Annotated in this window: 16 protein-coding genes; 11 read left to right on the top strand and 5 right to left on the bottom strand. The window is 62.3% G+C overall.

What is annotated here, in order from left to right; all coding sequences use genetic code 11:
- The first annotated feature begins 140 nt into the window (after positions 1–140).
- Positions 141–341, top strand: coding sequence for a hypothetical protein (locus AS9A_RS00270; RefSeq protein WP_013804865.1), 201 nt, complete (start codon positions 141–143; stop codon positions 339–341).
- A 3-nt stretch (positions 342–344) separates the two neighbouring features.
- On the opposite strand, the gene AS9A_RS00265 is transcribed toward AS9A_RS00270, so the two are convergent.
- Positions 345–1,982: a TM0106 family RecB-like putative nuclease gene (locus tag AS9A_RS00265; RefSeq protein WP_013804864.1), complete on the bottom strand. Its 1,638-nt coding sequence runs from the start codon at positions 1,980–1,982 to the stop codon at positions 345–347.
- A 101-nt stretch (positions 1,983–2,083) separates the two neighbouring features.
- Between AS9A_RS00265 and AS9A_RS00260 the strand changes: the two genes are divergently transcribed.
- The 5 genes from AS9A_RS00260 to AS9A_RS00240 are packed head-to-tail and all read left to right on the top strand — an operon-like array spanning position 2,084 to position 5,535.
- The gene (locus AS9A_RS00260; protein WP_013804863.1) at positions 2,084–2,758 is read left to right on the top strand and encodes a DUF6474 family protein; all 675 of its coding nucleotides are present in this window, start codon (positions 2,084–2,086) and stop codon (positions 2,756–2,758) included.
- A 41-nt stretch (positions 2,759–2,799) separates the two neighbouring features.
- Positions 2,800–3,330 carry a hypothetical protein gene (locus AS9A_RS22495; RefSeq protein ID WP_013804862.1) on the top strand — a complete coding sequence of 177 codons (531 nt, stop codon included), beginning with the start codon at positions 2,800–2,802 and terminating at the stop codon, positions 3,328–3,330.
- A gap of 35 nt (positions 3,331–3,365) precedes the next feature.
- Positions 3,366–3,989 carry a YcnI family copper-binding membrane protein gene (locus AS9A_RS00250; RefSeq protein ID WP_013804861.1) on the top strand — a complete coding sequence of 208 codons (624 nt, stop codon included), beginning with the start codon at positions 3,366–3,368 and terminating at the stop codon, positions 3,987–3,989.
- Positions 3,990–4,562 (top strand): copper resistance CopC family protein, encoded by a 573-nt coding sequence (locus AS9A_RS00245; protein ID WP_013804860.1) that lies wholly within the window; start codon positions 3,990–3,992, stop codon positions 4,560–4,562.
- A gap of 4 nt (positions 4,563–4,566) precedes the next feature.
- Entirely contained in the window at positions 4,567–5,535 is a 969-nt protein-coding gene (locus tag AS9A_RS00240) for a CopD family protein (RefSeq protein WP_013804859.1), read from the top strand.
- Positions 5,536–5,543: 8 nt separating this feature from the next.
- On the opposite strand, the gene AS9A_RS00235 is transcribed toward AS9A_RS00240, so the two are convergent.
- Complete coding sequence (locus tag AS9A_RS00235) at positions 5,544–6,011, bottom strand: SRPBCC family protein (RefSeq protein ID WP_085930627.1); 468 nt, start codon at positions 6,009–6,011, stop codon at positions 5,544–5,546.
- 180 nt (positions 6,012–6,191) lie between these two features.
- Here AS9A_RS00235 and AS9A_RS22490 point away from each other — a divergent pair, with 180 nt between their 5' ends.
- A complete protein-coding gene (locus tag AS9A_RS22490) occupies positions 6,192–6,617 on the top strand; it encodes a CsbD family protein (RefSeq protein WP_013804857.1) in 426 nt (141 codons plus the stop codon).
- Positions 6,618–6,697: 80 nt separating this feature from the next.
- Here AS9A_RS22490 and AS9A_RS00225 read toward each other — a convergent pair whose 3' ends face one another.
- A complete protein-coding gene (locus tag AS9A_RS00225; protein ID WP_013804856.1) occupies positions 6,698–8,251 on the bottom strand; it encodes a succinic semialdehyde dehydrogenase in 1,554 nt (517 codons plus the stop codon).
- Between the two features lie 181 nt (positions 8,252–8,432).
- Between AS9A_RS00225 and AS9A_RS00220 the strand changes: the two genes are divergently transcribed.
- From AS9A_RS00220 to AS9A_RS00205, 4 genes are all read left to right on the top strand, one after another.
- Positions 8,433–9,245 carry a GNAT family N-acetyltransferase gene (locus AS9A_RS00220; RefSeq protein ID WP_013804855.1) on the top strand — a complete coding sequence of 271 codons (813 nt, stop codon included), beginning with the start codon at positions 8,433–8,435 and terminating at the stop codon, positions 9,243–9,245.
- A gap of 86 nt (positions 9,246–9,331) precedes the next feature.
- On the top strand, positions 9,332–9,814 hold the full coding sequence (gene rraA, locus AS9A_RS00215) for a ribonuclease E activity regulator RraA (RefSeq protein ID WP_013804854.1): 483 nt from the start codon (positions 9,332–9,334) through the stop codon (positions 9,812–9,814).
- Positions 9,815–9,897: 83 nt separating this feature from the next.
- Positions 9,898–11,238 (top strand): D-arabinono-1,4-lactone oxidase, encoded by a 1,341-nt coding sequence (locus AS9A_RS00210; RefSeq protein WP_013804853.1) that lies wholly within the window; start codon positions 9,898–9,900, stop codon positions 11,236–11,238.
- A gap of 112 nt (positions 11,239–11,350) precedes the next feature.
- A complete protein-coding gene (locus tag AS9A_RS00205; RefSeq protein ID WP_013804852.1) occupies positions 11,351–12,661 on the top strand; it encodes a lactate 2-monooxygenase in 1,311 nt (436 codons plus the stop codon).
- A gap of 86 nt (positions 12,662–12,747) precedes the next feature.
- Here the strand turns inward: AS9A_RS00205 and AS9A_RS00200 are convergent, their stop codons facing one another.
- On the bottom strand, positions 12,748–14,196 hold the full coding sequence (locus AS9A_RS00200; protein ID WP_013804851.1) for a glutamate synthase subunit beta: 1,449 nt from the start codon (positions 14,194–14,196) through the stop codon (positions 12,748–12,750).
- Complete coding sequence (gltB, locus tag AS9A_RS00195; protein ID WP_013804850.1) at positions 14,189–18,775, bottom strand: glutamate synthase large subunit; 4,587 nt, start codon at positions 18,773–18,775, stop codon at positions 14,189–14,191. Before gltB ends, AS9A_RS00200 begins: the two co-directional genes overlap by 8 nt.
- Between the last annotated feature and the right edge of the window lie 388 nt (positions 18,776–19,163).

The following is a 19,163-nucleotide window of genomic DNA, read 5'->3' as shown; positions in this document are numbered from 1 at the left end:
CTGCACCAGAGGTGCGTTAAAACGTCGGCGCGCCCTAGCAGGTGTTCTGCAGAGTCTGTCTCCGGCGTGCGATGCGCTTGTCGTGCCGGTAATGTCCAATCCGCCGACACCCATAGTCAAGCGTCTGGAGATGTGCCTGAATGGCCACGAGTGCCGAAGAACCAGTGTTTCCCGACGCCTACCGCACAGCTGACCCCGAAGAGGTGCGGCCGAGCCTCGAAGGGCCCCTGGCCACGGTGTATCCCATGCCCGCGAGCTCGCGACACAAATGGGCGATTCTTGTGCTGATAGGTCTGTTCGTCGGGTTGCCCGCGCTGGTGGGAGTCGTGTCGATGCTTTAGCGTCTAGCGCTGCATCTGAGCCGCAAGGTCGTCGACGCTAGGAACCTGCGCGGTCGCAATGCTGGTCATCCATTCACGCAGCACACGAGTCGCCCATACGTCGTCCTCGTTGTACTGCAGTATGCGCGTGCGCTGGTCCAGGACGGGATCCCCCTCGAACCCGACTGCCTCGCGGTACCAGATCATGGACGCTTCACCGCCTGCTTCGGGATCACGCCACGAGAATCCTGCATTCGGTGCGATCTTCTTCAGCCCACGGCCCTGGGGGCAATGAAACTGCTCAGCGACGGCTTCGAACATATCCACCCACTCATCCGATTCGATGAAGTGCTCTACCTCTGAGATCAGCGGCATATCGTTCATCCCCCGGAACCGATGCGCGGAATCAAGCAGCCACCGATTCTCCGCCGCCTTGGAGTAGCAGTAGGCAGCGAACGTCAGTCCGCGCTGGGCAGCTGAGCGGCGAACACCTGTAAGCCAGTCCCAGAACTCCGCGAAGTTGCGGCCCTCGTCCCGCGTTGGCAAGGGGTCCCACGTCACGAAAGGACGGTACACGGGGGGTTTGCCGGGCTCGGTCAGCAGTGTCCCCCAGAGATATGCCCCGTGATCTTGATAGCTTTCCATATCGATATCGACCTCGACATCGGCACGTTGCGCGCTTACCTGGTTCACCTTGCGGACGAGCGTGACGTCATGCAGCCACGCCTGCGCAAATATCTTCGCGTCCGCGAAGCCGGAACCTGGCCACTGCTCAGGCGCTTCCCCTTCCCACCGTGCGAGTTCGTCGATGGTGGTAGCTCCCGCGCTGCGAATCGCGTCTGCCTGCGCACCGTTGACCACAAGCGAAACATCGCGGTCCCGGGTGAGTTCGGTGTTGCATTGCGGCCACCACTCACACAAGCCGCATTCCCCGATCCGGGTCGGCTGTGTCGCGACTTCACCGTTGATGACGGCAATGCGGTCGGTGATTCGCGCGTCATATTCATCGAGCAGACTGTGCCCGAATGACGGGATCTCGCGGGTGAGGTCATGCACCAGAATGCAATCGGCGTCGTATCCGATCGCACCACCGATAGCCTGCGGGGACGCCAGACTCGAGGCCTGAAGCAGCCGATACAGATGAGCTAGACGCAGCTGATCGCGCAACTGACTGCGAACCTTACGCTTGGGGTCATTGCCCGGTGCGAACGCGGTGAGCGGCGAAGTGAACGCTCCCGAGCCTGGATCAGTCACCTTGTGATTCACCACGATGATCGGCACGTATCCACCACGTGCAGTATCGCGCATGAGAATCTCGGAGCTGCCTCGCTGCCCATCCGGCCCCAGCGGGAGTCGCGCTCCCCAGATCCACGACACGCCCGAAGCGCATGCTCGCAACGTGTCGTCTTCACGGTCGCGGGCCGACTGGTCAGAATCGACGGTGACCCAGCTGTCGTGGTGCAATGCACTCATCACCTCACGCACAGCCGTCCGGTGCAGCGCTGCAGCTTCCTGACGCTGACGAACGCCCGGCGGCACGGCACGCCGCTGCACCCCCGGTACGAGTCCTTTCGCAGCCGCGGCATCGAGGTGCACTCGGTGGCGGCAGCGGGACAAAAGGTTCGCATCTAGCAGAATGCGGACACCAGACTTCGGGTTCACGATGACGAAGGATATTCGCTGTCCTAGGGTAGTAGCGAATACTAGAGGTCGCGCCCAGATGCGATCGTCACGGATTCGGCCGCCATAGGGAGGACACTCGGATGGGTTTGTTCAGCAAGAAACCCAGTCGCGCTATGCGAAAAGCTGAGGCAAAAGCCCTCAAAGCGAAGGCAAAGACGGAGGCAAAGCTCGCGGCAAAGAACGAGTCCAGAAAATGGAACAAAGCCCTGAAGCAAGAACGGAAGCTCGCCAGGCAGCAGGACAAGACGCAGCGCAGGTCGGAAAAGGCTCAGATGAAGCTTGCCGACAAGCAGGTTAAGGTAGCTGAGCATCAGGCGCGCACGGCAGCGGAAGGGCGAGTGACTGTGAGCAGAGCCAGGCGGTTCGTCGGGGTCACCCGCGTGCTCGCGCCAGTCCTTGTTCCCGTGGTGTACCGGGGCGTCACCGCCGCCCGCGGTTACCTCGACGAACGGCGCGCGCGCCACTTCGGCGTCCCACTCGACGAACTCGGCAAGTTCACCGGCCACGGCGCAAAGCTCAGCGCTCGGATCGCCGGCGCGGAAGCGTCCACCCGCGAGGTTCACGACCGCGATCCGAAGAACGCCGAAGTGCAGCAGTTCTCCCAAGCCATCTCAGGGCGCCTTGAGGAACTCAGCACTGCCGTGCGAGCTGCCGAACGGATGGCCCCGCCGCGGCGGCGTGCAGCCCATCAGGCCATCTCGACGGAACTCGACGGAATCGAAGCGGATCTCCTTGCCCGCCTTGGTGTCCGCTAGCGCAACGAGCCTGTATCGCGTGCTGCTGCAGTGAGTCCCCCATGACCAACGGCCGGTCCATTGCCACAGCGCTGGTGTGTGCGGCGATTACCCTCGCCGCACACGGCGCCGCGGGCGGCCACCTCGACGCGTCGAGCCTGATCGCGCTGGCACCCATCGCGGTGATCGTTGGATGTCACGCTACTTCGGCGTTCATCTCGGGAAAATGGTGGAAGCTCGCCGGAATTCTCGGTGCCGGTCAGGCAGTTGGGCACCTAGCCCTCCATCTCACCGGGCATCCACATTTAGCCGTCGTCCCGGAAGCGGCGGCGACCACGGCCCCACCTGAACCAGCGGCGATGCTTGCTGCGCACGCCATCGCTACCCTGCTGTGCGCGCTGCTCCTCATGTGGGCCGATCACCTGGTCCACATGGTTTCCACGACTGTGGGGGCGCTGCTGTTTCTAGTCGTGGGACCGGTGAAGCATGACGATGCCGACGCACCGCGGATCCCGGGCTCACAAACACCCCGGCGCATGCCGGTTCACCTCGGTTCCTGTGTCTCTTGGCGCGGTCCGCCCGTGGTTGTCTGACCACGAGCAACCACACTTATCCGAGAGACAACAACATGAACAAGAGAATCCTGCCTGCGCTGGTTGTCACCAGCGCGGCGATTTCACTAATGCTCGCTTCCGCCCCGCTCGCTGGCGCGCACGTTACCGTGGACGCACCTGACGCCGAACCCGGCGGCTACACCGTTCTCACATTCCGCGTTCCGACCGAATCAGATGACGCAAGCACGACTGGTCTCACCGTCACCCTTCCGGAGATCAAGTCCGTTCGAACCGAGCCCATTCCTGGCTGGACGTCCGAGGTCATTCGGGACCAAAAAGACGGCGCGGCAACCAAAGTCCGCTGGCAGGCTGCGGACAGCACCGGGATAGCACCTGGCCAGTTCGGCCAGTTCCGATTATCAGTTGGTCCGCTGCCCAGCGAAGACACACTGCCGCTACCGGCGGCGCAGTCCTACAGCGATGGCAGCGTCGTGGAGTGGTTCGAGGAGGGCTCGGAATCCGAATACCCGGCGCCAGTGGTCCAACTCACCGCGAACACTGAAGCGCAACCGGCAGCTACTAGTTCGCGCGAAAGCTCCGACGACACCGCGCGCTGGCTCGGCGGCGCGGGTCTCGTCTTGGGGGCCCTAGGTGCCGTGCTCGGGTTCGGTGCCTTCGTCAGGAAAGGACGCGAGTAAATGCTGTTACTGCGTCGTTTTGTCGCCTTGTGTGCGCTTGGATTCGTCGGTGCACTGATGACCCTTGCCGTCGCCGCGCCCGCCTCGGCGCATGCCGTACTCATCGCGAGCAACCCGGAAGCCGGCTTGGAAGTGGAAGCGCTGCCCGACCGGGTGTCAGCTCAGTTCAACGAGCCGTTGCAGGAGTCCTTCGCCGCGATCACGCTCACCGATTCCGATGGTAACCAATGGTCGAATGACGACATTGAGGTGTCGGGCGATACGGTCAGTGTCGGGGTCGTAGGGGCTGGAGCAGCTGGCACCTACACGATCGCGTACCGCGTCATCTCTGCTGACAGCCATCCCGTCAGCGGGACGGTGGAGTTCACGCTCACCGCCGACGGTAGCGGCGAGCCAGTTACCCCCGCGACGGAAACTGCCGGTGAAGGCTCCGCTCCGGCACCAGCCGATCCGGACGCCACGGCCGAGGAGGAGGCCACATCTCTTCCAGCATGGCCATTCGTACTGGGAACGGTCATCGTCCTTGGTGGCGGCATCGCGCTGATCCTGAAGTCATCAAACAAGCGGGCCTGAGCACGTGGTTCAGACCGCCCGGGATGCTCGCCACCTCTTGTGGGCCGCCGTGCCCGCTGTCGTCGGCGGCGCAATCGCTGCGACTCTCATCGCGCAGCATGATGCGGCCACAGCCGCCCTCACCCGGGCGGTCACGCTCGGCTCTGGAGTCGTCACGCTAGGTCTGTGCGCCTACCCGTGGCTGCTCCGGGCCGAGCACGGCCAGCGGAAGCGGGCCGCCGCGCGGGATGTGCGGCGGTGGCGCATGATTTCAGTGTTCGCTGCCGCGTGGGGTGCTGCCGCGATCGCGGGTGCCACTGCGTCGGCCGCGAACCTTGCCGATGTCACGGTCGATTCACTCAGTATCGACGATCTCGCGACGTATTTCGTCCATATCCTGTCGGGCCGGATCTCACTTCTCGTTATCGGTTGCGCACTCTTGCTCAGCGTCGCGGCCGTGGTGGTTGGCCGCCACGCTTCTCCGGAGGTTCGTCGCCAGTGGGACGTTCCTGCGGCCTGTGTGGCCCTCCTTGGGGTTCTCGCGCTGCCCCTCGCGGGTCATGCATCGCACCAGACCCTCACGGCCGTATTGATCACTGCGCACACCGCCGCGGCAGCGCTGTGGTGCGGGCTGCTCGCCGCGCTTGCGCTATTCGCCCGCTCCCGCGCGGAGTGGGCGACCGCGCTCCCCGCGTTTTCGAGGCTCGCCGCCAGTTGCATCGCGGTCGTTGCGGTGACAGGTATCGCCTCGGCTGCAGCTCTTCTGGAGTCACCAATCGCACTGGTCAGCACGGGCTATGGGCAAGTCCTCATCGGTAAGGCGATCGTGCTGTCCGGTCTCTTCGCGCTCGGCTGGTGGTGGCGGCGGGTGTGGGTCAGGGCAGTAGTAGGACATCGCGGCGACGCGAATGTGTCCATCCGTCGTGCCGCAACCGAAGTCGCACTCATGGCGATCGCATTCGGCCTTGCAGCAAGCCTGGCGACGACCCCGTAGATCAGACGTCAGGCCTCGAGTTCCGCCTTCATCGCTTCGAGTGTCGCCCGCATACCGGACGTCATCAGTTCATCGCGATCCTTGCCTATCACGCCGGAGTCTGAAATCACTCGGGAAGGGAGCGGTGGGCGCTTCGTGATCTCCCTAGTTTCGGTGACCACTGTCGCTTCGCCGTCTGCCTCCAGCCGGTACGTCCAACGGGCTCGTGACTCGAGCACGTCGAAAGCAAATACGTACGGGCGGCGCGACTCAACGACTTTCGCGTGCGTCAGCCATGGCACCCAGCGGTGACGGTTGAAACCCTGGAACCAGGAGCCAGCCTCACCCGGCTTTCCTTTGATCCACCAGCCGCCTCGATTCTCGGGGCTGTAGCGGCCCATTCGCGCCAGATCGCTGACGAGGTGCCACACTTTTTCCGGCGGAGCATCGATCCTTATTGACACAACATCAGCGGGGTCACCTGGTTGTTTGGCCATGCCGATCACTCTAGCTTCCTCGCGCAACTAAGATAACGTTCGTATCTCGGCGCGCAGCGGGGCATGATGGATCCGTGTGCCCGGTGCACTGGCCGCGACGCAGGTAAGGTCGTGTTGCAGCCAGTCTCAGCAAGCGGTGCCCGGACGGGCATCCGAATTATTGGCGCGAAGGAGCAGTTAATGGCAGAACTCGAGAACACTGCAGACAAGGTCAAAGGCACGGCAAAAGAAGCCGCTGGAACTGTCGCCGGCGATGACTCGCTCAAGTCAGAGGGTCAGGGCGATCAGGCTGTCGCGAACGCTAAAGACGCAGCTGCAAACGCTGCGGACTCGGCGATGACCGCTGCGTCTGACGCTGCGGGTTCCGTGGCTGAGAAAGCGACCGTCGTGAAGGAAAAGACCACGGACGCCCTGAACTCGAGCCGCGCGGCTGCATCCGAAGCTCGGTCCACGGTGGAAGATAAGGTTGCGGAACTACGCCAGGCGACCTTCGACTCGCTGTCAGATCTCGACGAAGGTGACACGCGCAAGGCTGGCGCGGCCATCGCTGCAGTGGTAGCTGCAATCGTGCTGTTCTTCGTCGTACGCGCAGTTCGCAACCGCTAAAGCACAACTCCCTGGGCAACACCACCGAAGGCTGGAGCCGGGCCGGAAGAATACCGACCGGCTCCAGCCTTCGTCGTTCGCTACCGCCCGGGCAGGTACTTCATTGCGCGCACCGCCCACGGGAGCGCTGCCGAAAAGTACTTCTGATCCAGCCAGCTCGGACCGCCGAGGTCAAGTAGCCGCTGCGTCGCTACAGTTTGCACCTCGGTGAATTTGGTCAGGCCCTCGGCGCCGTGGCGACGGCCCATGCCGGAGGCACCCATCCCGCCCATGGGGGCACCGTAACTAGCCCATGCCGGCCCGTAGCCCTCGTTGACATTCGCGGTGCCCGAATTGATGCGCTCCGCGATCGCTTCACCATCGGCCTCGTTCGCAGCCCACACGCTGGCGTTGAGGCCGTATTCCGTGTCGTTCGCCTGCTCGATGGCCTCATCGATGCTGGCTACGGGATAAATCGACACGACCGGACCGAAGGTTTCCGTGCGGTACACCATCATCTCTGGTGTCACGTCGGTCAGCAGCGTGGGCTCGAAGAAGAGCGGCCCCAGATCTGGCCGTGCCTTGCCGCCCGCGAGTACCGTCGCGCCCTTCTCGACCGCGTCCTCGACGAAGCGTTTCACGGTTTCGAGGTGGGACTCTGAGATGAGACTTCCCATGTCACCAGCAAGATCGTATTCAGCAGTGAGCGCCATGTTGCGCACCTTGTCCGAGAACAGGGCAGTGAACTCATCTGCGGCGTCGCTCTCCACATAGATGCGTTCAATCGATATGCACAGCTGCCCGGAGTTAGAGAAGCATGCTCGCACTGCCGCGTCGGCGACGTGGTTGAGGTCAGCGCCTTTGGCGACGATCATGGGGTTCTTGCCGCCGAGCTCCGCGGAGAAGCCAATCAGCCTTCGTCCGCACTGCTCAGCAAGCGTTCGGCCCGTCTCCGTAGAGCCGGTGAACATGATGTAGTCACAGCTTTCCACCAGCGCAGTACCGACGACAGAGCCCGGCCCTGGGACAACCGCAAAGAGATCCTTCGGCAAGCCTGCCTCGTACAGGATCTCCGCCACAGCAAGAGCGCAGAATGGTGTTTGACTATCCGGTTTGACTACCACAGCGTTACCTGCCAGCAGAGCCGGGATCGCGTCCGAAACCGCAAGTGTCATCGGGTAGTTCCACGGTGAAATGACCCCGACGACACCCTTCGGCCGGTAGTTCACAGTCGTCTTCGTGAGTACCGGGAAGAGGCCTTGCACGGTCTTCTTTTCTAGCGTTTTTGCCGCAGTCCGCGCGTAGTAGCGCGACGTCATCGCAATATCGATGACCTCTTCCAGTGCGGAAGTCCGTGCTTTCCCCGTCTCAGCCTGCGACAGGTCCAACAACCAATCACGGCGATCAAGGATCAAGTCGTGATACTTGTTGAAGATTTTCGCCCGCTCCGCGACGCGGACCTTCGCCCATTCCTTCTGCGCGACCCGCGCACGTTCCACAGCGGCAACCGCATCTTCAGCTGTGGCTACGGGAATCGTCGCGAGTTCTTTCCCTGTGAAGGTCTCATACAACGGACGCGTCTCTCGCGCTGCCTTGTCGGTTATCGCGGCGAGGTCAGCCAGACGCGCGAACGTCTCGGCAGACGGAGCAGCCATGTCACTCTCCTTGCTGGGAGATTGGTCGGAATTCGCCTTCAGGTTACTCGCCCGTTTCACAAAAGACTTGAAGGCCACGAAAGCGGACGATCACCACGTCACAACCCCGCAGTGCGGAGTAGGTTTGGAAGCTGTGGCGCGAACACACGGCCTTCACATCCGCCCACTCAGGAGCGCTGAAGTGACGGTTGCGGTTGAGTGGGCCGCGGCCGAAGGCTGGAACCCGGGCCTGGGTGATGCGCGCATCTTTGCTCTGACCGATCCCGGTGGCTTCTATGGCGGTTTCCTCGAAGACGAACTAGTCGCCACGATTTCCGCAGTGAATTACACCAGCGATGCTCAATCCTTCGGCTTCATCGGCTTCTACATCGTCAAACCAGAATTCCGGGGATGCGGGTTCGGCTTCGAGATCTGGCAACACGGCATGCGCGCTCTCGCCAGGGTGCCCGTCATCGGTCTCGACGGGGTAGTCGATCAGCAATCCAACTACCGGAAGTCAGGGTTTATCCTCGCCCACCGCAACATCCGCTATGCGGGAGAACTGTCAGGTCTCCGCGCAGAGACAGTCGTCGAAGCCGCCACCGTCCCTGCAGACGAGCTGACAGCCTTCGACTGCCGCCACTTTCCCGTCCCAAGGCCGGAGTTCCTCAGGCTGTGGCTTCACCAGCCAGAAGCTCATTCGCTCGTGCTGCGCTCGCACAGCGGGGTGCGCACGCTGGGCACAATTCGGCGCTGCCGTAACGGCTGGAAAGTCGGGCCCCTCTTCGCGGCAGACGCCTCATATGCGGAGACGATGCTGCTGGCGCTCGCCGATCGTGCCGACGTCGGAGCTGCCATCTACCTCGATGTCCCCGAAACGAACGGTGCCGCGATGGCTCTCGCGCAACGGCACGGTATGAGGCCGATGTTCGAAACCGCGCGTATGTACCGGGGGAAGGATCCACAGCTGCCCATCGACCGGATATTCGGCGTGACCACCTTCGAACTAGGCTGAAGACGACGGTGAACGCTCGCAGCGTTCATCAGCTAGTTTGGGCGTCAGTAAACATCACCGGACCACAGCAAGAAGGATGGAGTGTCGTGAGTGAAGTCGAGTTCACTGCTACCGCTGACCTCGCCGACGAGATCGGGCCCGAGATCAAGAGCTGCGATACACAATTCACTCAGTTCGGGGGGCGCCGCGAGTTCGCTGGCCGCATCACCACCGTGAAGTGCTTTCAAGACAACGCACTCCTGAAGTCAATCCTCGGCGAACCCGGGAACGGTGGTGTCCTTGTCATCGACGGCGAAGGCAGCGTCCACACAGCGCTGGTCGGCGATGTCATCGCGGAACTCGGCCGCAGCAACGGCTGGTCCGGTTTAATCATCAACGGCGCGGTGCGAGACGCCGCGGTACTCGGCACGCTCGACTTCGGTGTCAAGGCACTGGGGACCAACCCCCGCAAGTCAACTAAGACTGGTGCTGGAGAGCGTGATGTGCCGATCGAGATCGGCGGTATCACCTTCGCGCCTGGGGATATTCTGCACAGCGACGACGATGGCGTCGTTGTCGTTCCTGCGTGACAATCGAATGAGACTGATGGCGTCCACCCGCAAGATTGCGCGGCGCGTGAACTAGGGGCCCGAACGAGCGAGGGAGGAACCCGGTGGCAGGAACCTGGCAGAACTGGAGCGGTCAGGTTTCCTGCACGCCTGCCTCAGTCGAGTACCCCGAATCGGAACTCGCGGCCGCGGCCCTCATCACAGCAAAGCGCGACCAGGGAAATGTTCCCGTGCGTCCCGTCGGAGCCGGTCATTCGTTCAACGACCTATGCGCCACCACCGGCACACTTATCGACCCTGGTCGCATGAACCGTGTCCTGGGCATCGATACCGCAACTGGCCGAGTACGGGTGCAGGCCGGTATCACGCTTCGTGATCTCACCGAATCGCTGGCGAGTGCAGGTCTGGCTTTGCGGCACAGCGGCGGTGCCTATGACCAGCAGCTTGGTGGCTCGCTCGCGACAGGCACGCACGGCACCGGGACGACGTCCGCGAGCCTCTCCGCTCAAGTCCGGTCCGTACGTCTCGTCACCGCTGATGGCACTGTGCGCGAGGCCGCCGCCCCCGCCAGCACGAGCGAAGACAGCGATTTCTTCAATGCGGCAGTGCTGGGCCTAGGCGCACTCGGACTCGTTACTGAGGTGGAGCTAGAAACCGTTCCCGCGTTCCGGCTGCACCGGGTACAAACACCAAGAATCCTTGACTCGCTGATGCCCGAGCTCCTCGACCGCGTCGCGGCAACTGACCACACCGAGATCTTCCTCTTCCCCTATACGCGTCGCGCGCTCCTGCTTGAAGCGACACGGACGGACGCCCCGGCGCAACGAGAGAACCCCCTCAGGCTTTGGTTCGAGCGTGACATCCTTGAATCCACCGCACTGGGATCAATGCTCCGGATCGCTGCGACGAAACCCAAAGTTGCTCCCCTGGTTTCGCAAGGCATCGCGGCGCTCGCAAACTCGGGTGAGCGCATCGACGACAGCACCAAACTCTCGATTCCGGCGGCGCGCGTCCGCTACACAGAGATGGAGTACGCGATTCCCATTCCCCGGGTAATCGAGGCGATTGAACGGATCCTCGCGGTCATTCAGGTACGACGACTACCCGTGGCATCGCCGATTGAAGTGCGGTTCGCGGCGGCGGACACTGCGCTGCTCTCCCCTGCCTCGGGCGGCCCGGTGGCTTATGTAGCGGTGCATCAGTATGTGGGTCTCCCCTGGGAAGACTACTTCGCCGCAGCGGAGAGCATCCTGCTCGAACTCGGCGGGAGACCCCATTGGGGGAAGCGGCACAGCCTTACCGCGCGTGATTTCGCTGCCAGCGTTCCGGGCTGGGACGCCTTCGGTCGGGTGCGGGCTCATGTGGATCCTGACGGGATATTCTCGGGCGAGTACCTTCAGCGCATCCTCGGCCCGGTTCCGTCTCTCCCCGGGGGCCGACCTTGACGCCCACCCCTCCTGAGCCCACAGTGTTGCCCCGCGCTTGTCACTAGACTACGAGCGGCGTTTCGGCACACAGCGACAACGCCAACGAGATCACACACCTTAGACTCGCTCTGTGACCGCACACGATCCCGCAAGCCCGCACGACGCACTTCCACCACATGGAGCCGGCCGGGAACGCCAGAATCGAATCTATCGCGACGGGGTCAGCGGCCTCGTGCCCAATATCCCCACCGATCCGCAAACGCTTGAGAAAGCTGCCGCCGATGCGCTTCCGGAGAAGGCTTGCGCTTACCTTGCTGGTGGCGCAGGTTCCGAAGCGACGATGCGCGCCAACCGAGCAGCCTTCGAGTCATGGTCAATAGTGCCGCGCGTGCTGCGGAACGTCGCCGAGCGAGACCTCTCCACGGAGATCTTCGGGCGGCGACTTCCCGCTCCGCTCGCGCTCGCACCCATCGGGGTCCTCGAACTTGCGCATGAGGAGGCCGATCTTGCGGTCGCCCGCGCAGCTGCCGCGACTGGGGTTCCGTTCATCTTCTCCAACCAGGCGTCCGTACCCATGGAGGACACCGCAGACGTGATGGGAGACGCGCCGCGCTGGTTTCAGCTGTATTGGAGCACCAATGACGATCTCGTTGCGAGTTTCGTTGAGCGAGCGGAGAAATGCGGGGCGGACGCCATCACCGTCACCCTGGACACCACCATGCTGGGGTGGCGGCCTCGCGACCTGAATCTGGGTTCGCTGCCATTCAGCCAGGGCCAGGGGATTGCTCAGTACACCAGCGATCCAGTTTTCGCGCGAATGGTGAAGCAGCGCATCGTCAGCGAACGGGTAGGTAAGCCAGATGTCAAGATCACGCGCAGCACGGTCAAAACGCTGATCAACATGACGCACCACTATCCCGGCAAGTTCCTGCCGAACCTGCTGTCAGCACAGCCGCGTACAGCCGTCGAAACTTTCTTAGAAACCTATTCGCGACCGTCGCTGACCTGGGATGACATTGCGAAATTGCGGGAAATGACGAAGCTGCCGATTCTACTGAAGGGTGTTCTGCACCCAGATGACGCGCGCCAGGCTGCTGATCTCGGTGTCGATGGAATCGTCGTCAGTAACCATGGTGGACGCCAAGTAGACGGGTCAGTCGCCTCCCTCGCGGCGCTTCCGGATGTTGCGGCAGCAGCGGGGGGACTCACTGTGGTGTTTGACAGCGGGATCCGCACCGGCGCAGATGTTTTCAAGGCACTTGCCTTGGGCGCGGACCTGGTCCTGATTGGCCGGCCCTACGTGTGGGGGCTCGCCCTCGAGGGTGAGCGGGGCGTCGAAGACGTTATCCGGAACTTGATAGCTGAGTTTGATCTCACAGTGGGGCTGAGCGGCCTACGGTCGGTTGAGCAGATCACGACGGACGCGCTGAGGGCGAACTAGCGTGTCCCCGTCGAAGGGTGATTCCAACGAGCGAGCCCCCCAGTATCAGAGTCTGGGGGGCTCGCTGTCGCTCGGATTGCGTCCAATCAGCGGATCGGCATCGTGGTGGTTTTCACCGGCGCCGGCAGCGCTGTACTGCCTTCCAGGTAGCTGTCGACCGCAGACGCGCAGGCACGGCCCTCAGCGATAGCCCACACGATCAGTGACTGCCCGCGACCCATGTCACCGGCGACGAAAACGCCCGGGACACTGGTTCCCCAGTTGGAGTCACGCGACACATTGCCCCGGTCGGTGTACTCGACGCCCAGCTTGTCCAGCAGGTCTTCCGTCTCGGGGCCGACGAAACCCATCGCGAGGAATACGAGGTCTGCCTCGAGTTCGAAATCGCTTCCTTCCACCTTCTGGAAGCGCCCGTCCACCATCTCGACTTCGTGTGCGCGAACCCCAGTGAGTTTCCCCTCCTCGCCGACGAACTCTTCGGTGTTCACCGAATAGACTCGCTCGCCGCCTTCTTCGTGAGCAGAGGAGACCCGATAGACCATTGGGTACGTCGGCCAAGGGTTGGCCGAGGGACGCTCCTCCGGCGGGCGCGGCATGATCTCGAACTGGTGCACAACTTCTGCACCCTGCCGTAGTGCCGTGCCGAGGCAGTCAGCACCCGTGTCACCACCACCGATGATGACGACTTTCTTACCCTTGGCACTGATGGGCGGCTCGTCAATATCGCCGAACTGCACGCGGTTGGAGAACGGCAGATACTCCATCGCTTGGTAAATGCCTTCAAGTTCCCTGCCCGGAATCGGGAGGTCACGCCACTTCGTGGCACCGCCAGCCAGCACAACAGCATCGAAGTCCGACGTCAGCTGCGACACGGGGAAATCCACACCCACGTTGATACTCGTGCGGAAGATCGTTCCTTCGGATTCCATCTGAGCGAGGCGACGGTCGATGTGTCGCTTCTCCATCTTGAATTCCGGAATGCCGTACCGCAGCAGGCCACCGATCCGGTCCGCGCGCTCGAACACCGTGACGGCATGGCCCGCACGCGTCAACTGCTGCGCGGCCGCAAGACCTGCCGGCCCCGAACCTACGACCGCGACATACTTGCCGGTCGTGCGGGTCGGATGCACGGGTTCAACCCAGCCCTGATCAAAAGCGTGATCAATGATCTCGACCTCGACCTGCTTGATCGTCACAGGGTCTTCATTGATTCCCAAAACACATGCTGCCTCGCACGGGGCGGGACACAAGCGGCCAGTGAACTCCGGGAAGTTGTTCGTCGCATGCAGGCGGTCGATGGCTTCGCGCCACCGGTTTTTGTGCACAAGGTCGTTCCACTCGGGAATGATGTTTCCAAGCGGACAGCCCTCGTGGCAGAACGGAATGCCACAGTCCATGCAGCGTCCCGCCTGTGTCTGGAGCAGCGTCTGGTCGAATGGCTCATACACCTCATGCCAGTCCAGCAGGCGCAACGCAACTGGACGCCGGACGGGGAGTTCCCGGCCGTGCTTGAGGAAGCCTCTTGGATCACCCACGTGCGGCCTCCATGATCGCTTCGTTCACGTCTGTTCCCATCCTCTTGGCAGTGGCGATTGCCTGCAGAACCTTCTTGTAGTCGCGGGGCATCACTCTGACGAAGTGATTCACTTCCTGAGACCAGTTCGACATGATGCGCTCAGCTACCGCGGAGCCGGTGAGATCCCGGTGCCGTTCGACGATGTCGTAGAGAGCACGGACGTCGTCGGACTCGAGGTCCTCAACATCAACCATTTCGGGGTTAACGTTCGCATCGAAGGTGTTGTCTGGGTTGTACACGTAGGCGACGCCACCGGACATGCCGGCCCCGAAGTTGCGGCCGGTCTTACCGAGAATGACGGCTTTACCACCCGTCATGTACTCGCAGCCATGGTCACCGACACCTTCAACGACCGCCACTGCACCCGAGTTCCGGACGCAGAAACGCTCTCCGACCACACCTCGCAGGAAGACTTCACCCTTGGTCGCCCCGTAAAGGATGACGTTCCCGCCGATGATGTTGTCCTCCGCGACGAACTCGTCGGGCGCGTTCAGCGGCGGCCGGACCACGATGTGGCCGCCTGAAAGGCCTTTACCGATGTAGTCGTTGGCGTCACCGAAGAGCTCCAGGGTGATGCCCTTCGGCAGGAACGCGCCGAAGCTGTTGCCCGCAGAGCCAGTCAGTTTGATCGAAATCGTGCCATCGGGCAGACCGTCGCCACCGTACTTCTTGGTCAGCTCGTGGCCGAGCATGGTGCCGACCGTGCGGTTGACGTTCGTGATCTTCGATTCGATCGACACCGGTGTGCCGGTTTCCAGCGCTTCCCGCGCCTGGTCGATCAGCTGGTTGTCGAGTGCTTTCTCCAGGCCGTGATCCTGTGTTTGCGTGCAGCGCAGGGCCTGATCCTCGAAGTACGAATCGGCCTGGACCAGGATGGGGCTCAAGTCGAGCTTTGACGCCTTCCAGTGATCGACAGCGGGAGTGAAGTCGAGCATCTGAACCTGGCCTACCGCCTCATCGATTGAGCGGAAGCCGAGGGCAGCCAGGTATTCGCGTACCTCTTCTGCGATGTAGTAGAAGAAGTTCTCCACGAACTCAGGTTCGCCGTTGAACTTCTCACGCAGCGCCGGGTTCTGGGTTGCAATACCCACCGGGCAGGTGTCGAGGTGGCAGACACGCATCATGATGCAGCCAGACACAACGAGGGGTGCGGTCGCGAAACCGTACTCTTCTGCACCGAGCAGGGTCGCAACGATGACGTCGCGGCCCGTCTTCATCTGGCCGTCCACCTGCACGACAATGCGGTCACGCAGTCCGTTCATCAGCAACGTTTGCTGCGTTTCCGCGAGGCCTAGCTCCCACGGCGCACCAGCGTGCTTGAGCGAAGTCAGCGGTGACGCACCCGTGCCGCCGTCGTGGCCGGAGATGAGCACAACATCCGCGTGAGCCTTGGAGACACCTGCGGCGATTGTGCCGACACCAATCTCAGAAACGAGTTTGACGTGGATGCGAGCACCGGGGTTCGCGTTCTTCAGATCGTGGATCAGCTGCGCGAGATCCTCGATCGAGTAGATGTCGTGGTGCGGCGGCGGCGAGATCAGGCCTACACCCGGCGTGGAATGGCGAACCTCCGCAACCCACGGATAGACCTTGTGTCCGGGAAGCTGCCCGCCTTCACCGGGCTTCGCACCCTGAGCCATCTTGATCTGGATGTCGGTGCAGTTCGTCAGGTAGTGAGACGTCACGCCGAATCGCCCGGACGCGACCTGTTTGATCGCGGAGCGCCGCCAGTCGCCGTTCTCATCTGGGGTGAATCGGCTGACGTCCTCGCCGCCCTCACCCGAGTTCGAGCGGCCACCAATCCGGTTCATAGCGATGGCCAGCGTCTCGTGAGCCTCCGCGGAGATCGAGCCGTAGCTCATCGCACCGGTTGAGAAACGCTTGACGATCTCCTCGACGGACTCGACCTCGTCGATCGGCACTGGCGGGCGAATGCCCTCACGCAACTTGAACAAGCCGCGCAGCGATGCCAACTTCTCCGACTGGTCGTCGACGAGTGACGTGTATTGCTTGAAGACCTCGTACTGACCTGAGCGCGTGGCGTGCTGCAGCTTGAAGACGGTCTCCGGGTTGAACAGGTGGTATTCGCCCTCACGCCGCCACTGGTATTCACCGCCGACTTCAAGTTCGCGGTGCGCCAGTTCTTCCTTGCGCTCGAGGTACGCGAGCTGGTGGCGAGTCGTCACACTCTTAGCGATCACATCGAGGCCGATACCCTCGATCGCACACCTCGTGCCGGTGAAGAACTCGTCGAGCAGCTCCTGCGAGAGCCCGATGCAATCGAACAACTGCGCACCGGTGTACGAGGACAGCGTCGAAATGCCCATCTTCGACATCACCTTGAGCACGCCCTTGCCAGCGGCCTTCATGTAGTTGGCGACCGCCTGCTCAAAGGAGATTCCGTTGAGCTGACCGCGCTCGACCAGATCCTCGATCGTCTCGAACGCCATGTAGGGGTTGATCGCCGCGGCGCCGTAACCGAGGAGCACGGCCATGTGGTGGACCTCGCGCGCATCACCGGTCTCGACGATCAGTCCGACCTTTGTGCGGGTCTTCTCACGCACCAGGTGGTGGTGGATGGCTGACGTCATCAGCAGTGCCGGGATCGGAGCGAAATGCTCGTTCGAATTCCGGTCGGACAGCACGATGACCCGCGCGCCACCGTCGATCGCGTCAGAAACCTGTCGCTTCATTTCGGCGAGTGCCTTGCGGAGCCCCTCGCCACCCTCGGCAACCTTGAATAGTCCCGAAATAACCACGGAACGGAACTCGGGCAGATGCCCGTCATCGTTGGCGTGGATGAGGCGGGCGAGGTCGTCGTTGTCCAGAATCGGCTGGGGCAGCACGATCTGACGGCACGACTGCGCAGTCGGGCTCAGCAAGTCACCTTCGGGGCCAATCGTTCCGAAGAGACTCGTTACAAGCTCTTCGCGGATCGCGTCCAGCGGGGGATTCGTAACCTGAGCGAAAAGCTGCTGGAAGTAGTCGTAAATCAAGCGGGGACGCGCCGACAGAACAGCAATCGGCGTATCTGTGCCCATAGAGCCGATGGCTTCCGCGCCCGTACGCGCCATCGGTGAGATGAGGATGTTCACCTCTTCCTGCGTGTATCCGAATACACGCTGGCGCAGCAATACACGCTTGTGCGGCATGTGCACATGGACGCGCTTGGGCAGCTTCTCAAGCGGAAGCAGCCCCTTTTCCAGCCATTCGCCGTACGGATGCTCAGCGGCTAGTTCCGCTTTGATCTCGTCGTCGCTGACGATGCGGCCCTCTTTGGTGTCAACGAGGAACATGCGGCCGGGCTGCAGGCGCAAACGCTGCACGACGCGCGACGGCTCGATGTCGAGAACACCAACCTCGGAAGCCATCACGACGAGGCCGTCATCTGTCACCCAGATACGCGAGGGGCGAAGGCCGTTACGGTCGAGCACAGCGCCAACCAGGTCACCATCGGTGAAGCACACTGAGGCCGGGCCGTCCCACGCCTCCATCAGTGAGGCGTGGTACCGGTAGAACGCGCGCTGTGCGGGATCCATCGACTCGTGACGCTCCCAAGCCTCCGGAATCATCATGAGGACGGAATGCGGCAGTGAGCGCCCACCGAGATGCAGCAATTCCAGCACCTCGTCAAAACGCGCAGTGTCGGACGCACCGGGCGTCACGACAGGGAAGATCTTCTCGAGAGCCCCGTCACCGAAAATGTCCGACTTGATGAGCGCCTCACGCGCGCGCATCCAGTTCTCGTTGCCATTAACAGTGTTGATTTCACCGTTGTGCGCTACAAGGCGGAAGGGATGCGCCAGCGGCCACGAAGGGAACGTGTTCGTCGAGAACCGCGAGTGGACGATGCCAAGGGCACTCTCCACCCGATCGTCCTGCAAGTCGAGGTAGAGCTCCTTGAGCTGAGGCGTAGTCAGCATGCCCTTATAGACGATGGTGCGCCCAGACAGCGACGGAAAGTACACCGTCTCCTGACCGGGGCCATCCTGGCCCGGGCCCTCTTTGCCGAGTTCGTGCTCGGCGCGTTTGCGGAGCACATAGACGCGACGCTCAAGGTCCATCCCGGTGAGCGGCGAATTCGAACCCGTGAGGAAGGGCTGCCAGAAGGTCGGCATTGCGTCGCGTGCCATCCGGCCGAGCGAAGACGCGTCGACGGGCACTTCGCGCCAGCCGAGCACCTTCAGCCCCTCCGACTTGGCAAGCTTCTCGAATGCGCTGCGCGCATTCTTGGCCGCCCAAGCGCCTTGTGGGAAAAAGCCGATTCCAGTCGCGTACGCACCCGGGTCAGGAAGGGCAAAGTCGACGACCTCGCGGTAGAACCTGTCGGGCACCTGAATAAGGATGCCCGCACCGTCACCACTGTTCGGTTCTGAACCTGCGGCGCCACGGTGCTCGAGGTTCAGCAGCGCGGTGATCGCCTTGTCGACGATGTCGCGGCTTCGCCGACCGTGCATGTCGACGACGAAAGCCACACCACACGAGTCATGCTCGTTGGCGGGATCGTAAAGGCCGTACCGGCCCGGCATCTTCTTCATAGGTCGCTTTCGCGGCTGGGGTGTTCGGTCATTCTCCGCGCACTCCGATCCTGTTGGACTGAAGTACGTGAGTTTCGCGGACGAGGGCGTTACGGTGAAGGTGCCCCGTACAGTGACGGCAACGGGTTATGCCCGCGTCGTCCCGATACGTTGTCCAGTGAGCTGGCGCCGCTTTGCGCGCAGTTCAAGCCTCCACGATAAGGCAGGGAGCCACAGTCAGGGCAAATTAGGGTACGTTACCAACGCGATGACCTGCGGTTTTTATTCTGAATCGTGATCTCGTCAACACCGTCAAGCCCCACGGACTGGGATAAGAATATCCCCTGGTCCAAGAAACAACAATGAACGCGCCCCGAACGGGGAGATGTGCTTCGCTGACCGCAGCGAT

The organism is Hoyosella subflava DQS3-9A1 (assembly GCF_000214175.1).
Lineage (GTDB): Bacteria > Actinomycetota > Actinomycetes > Mycobacteriales > Mycobacteriaceae > Hoyosella > Hoyosella subflava.
The sequence above is the reverse complement of the archived record's forward strand: the minus strand, read 5'-3'. Positions and strand labels throughout refer to the sequence as shown.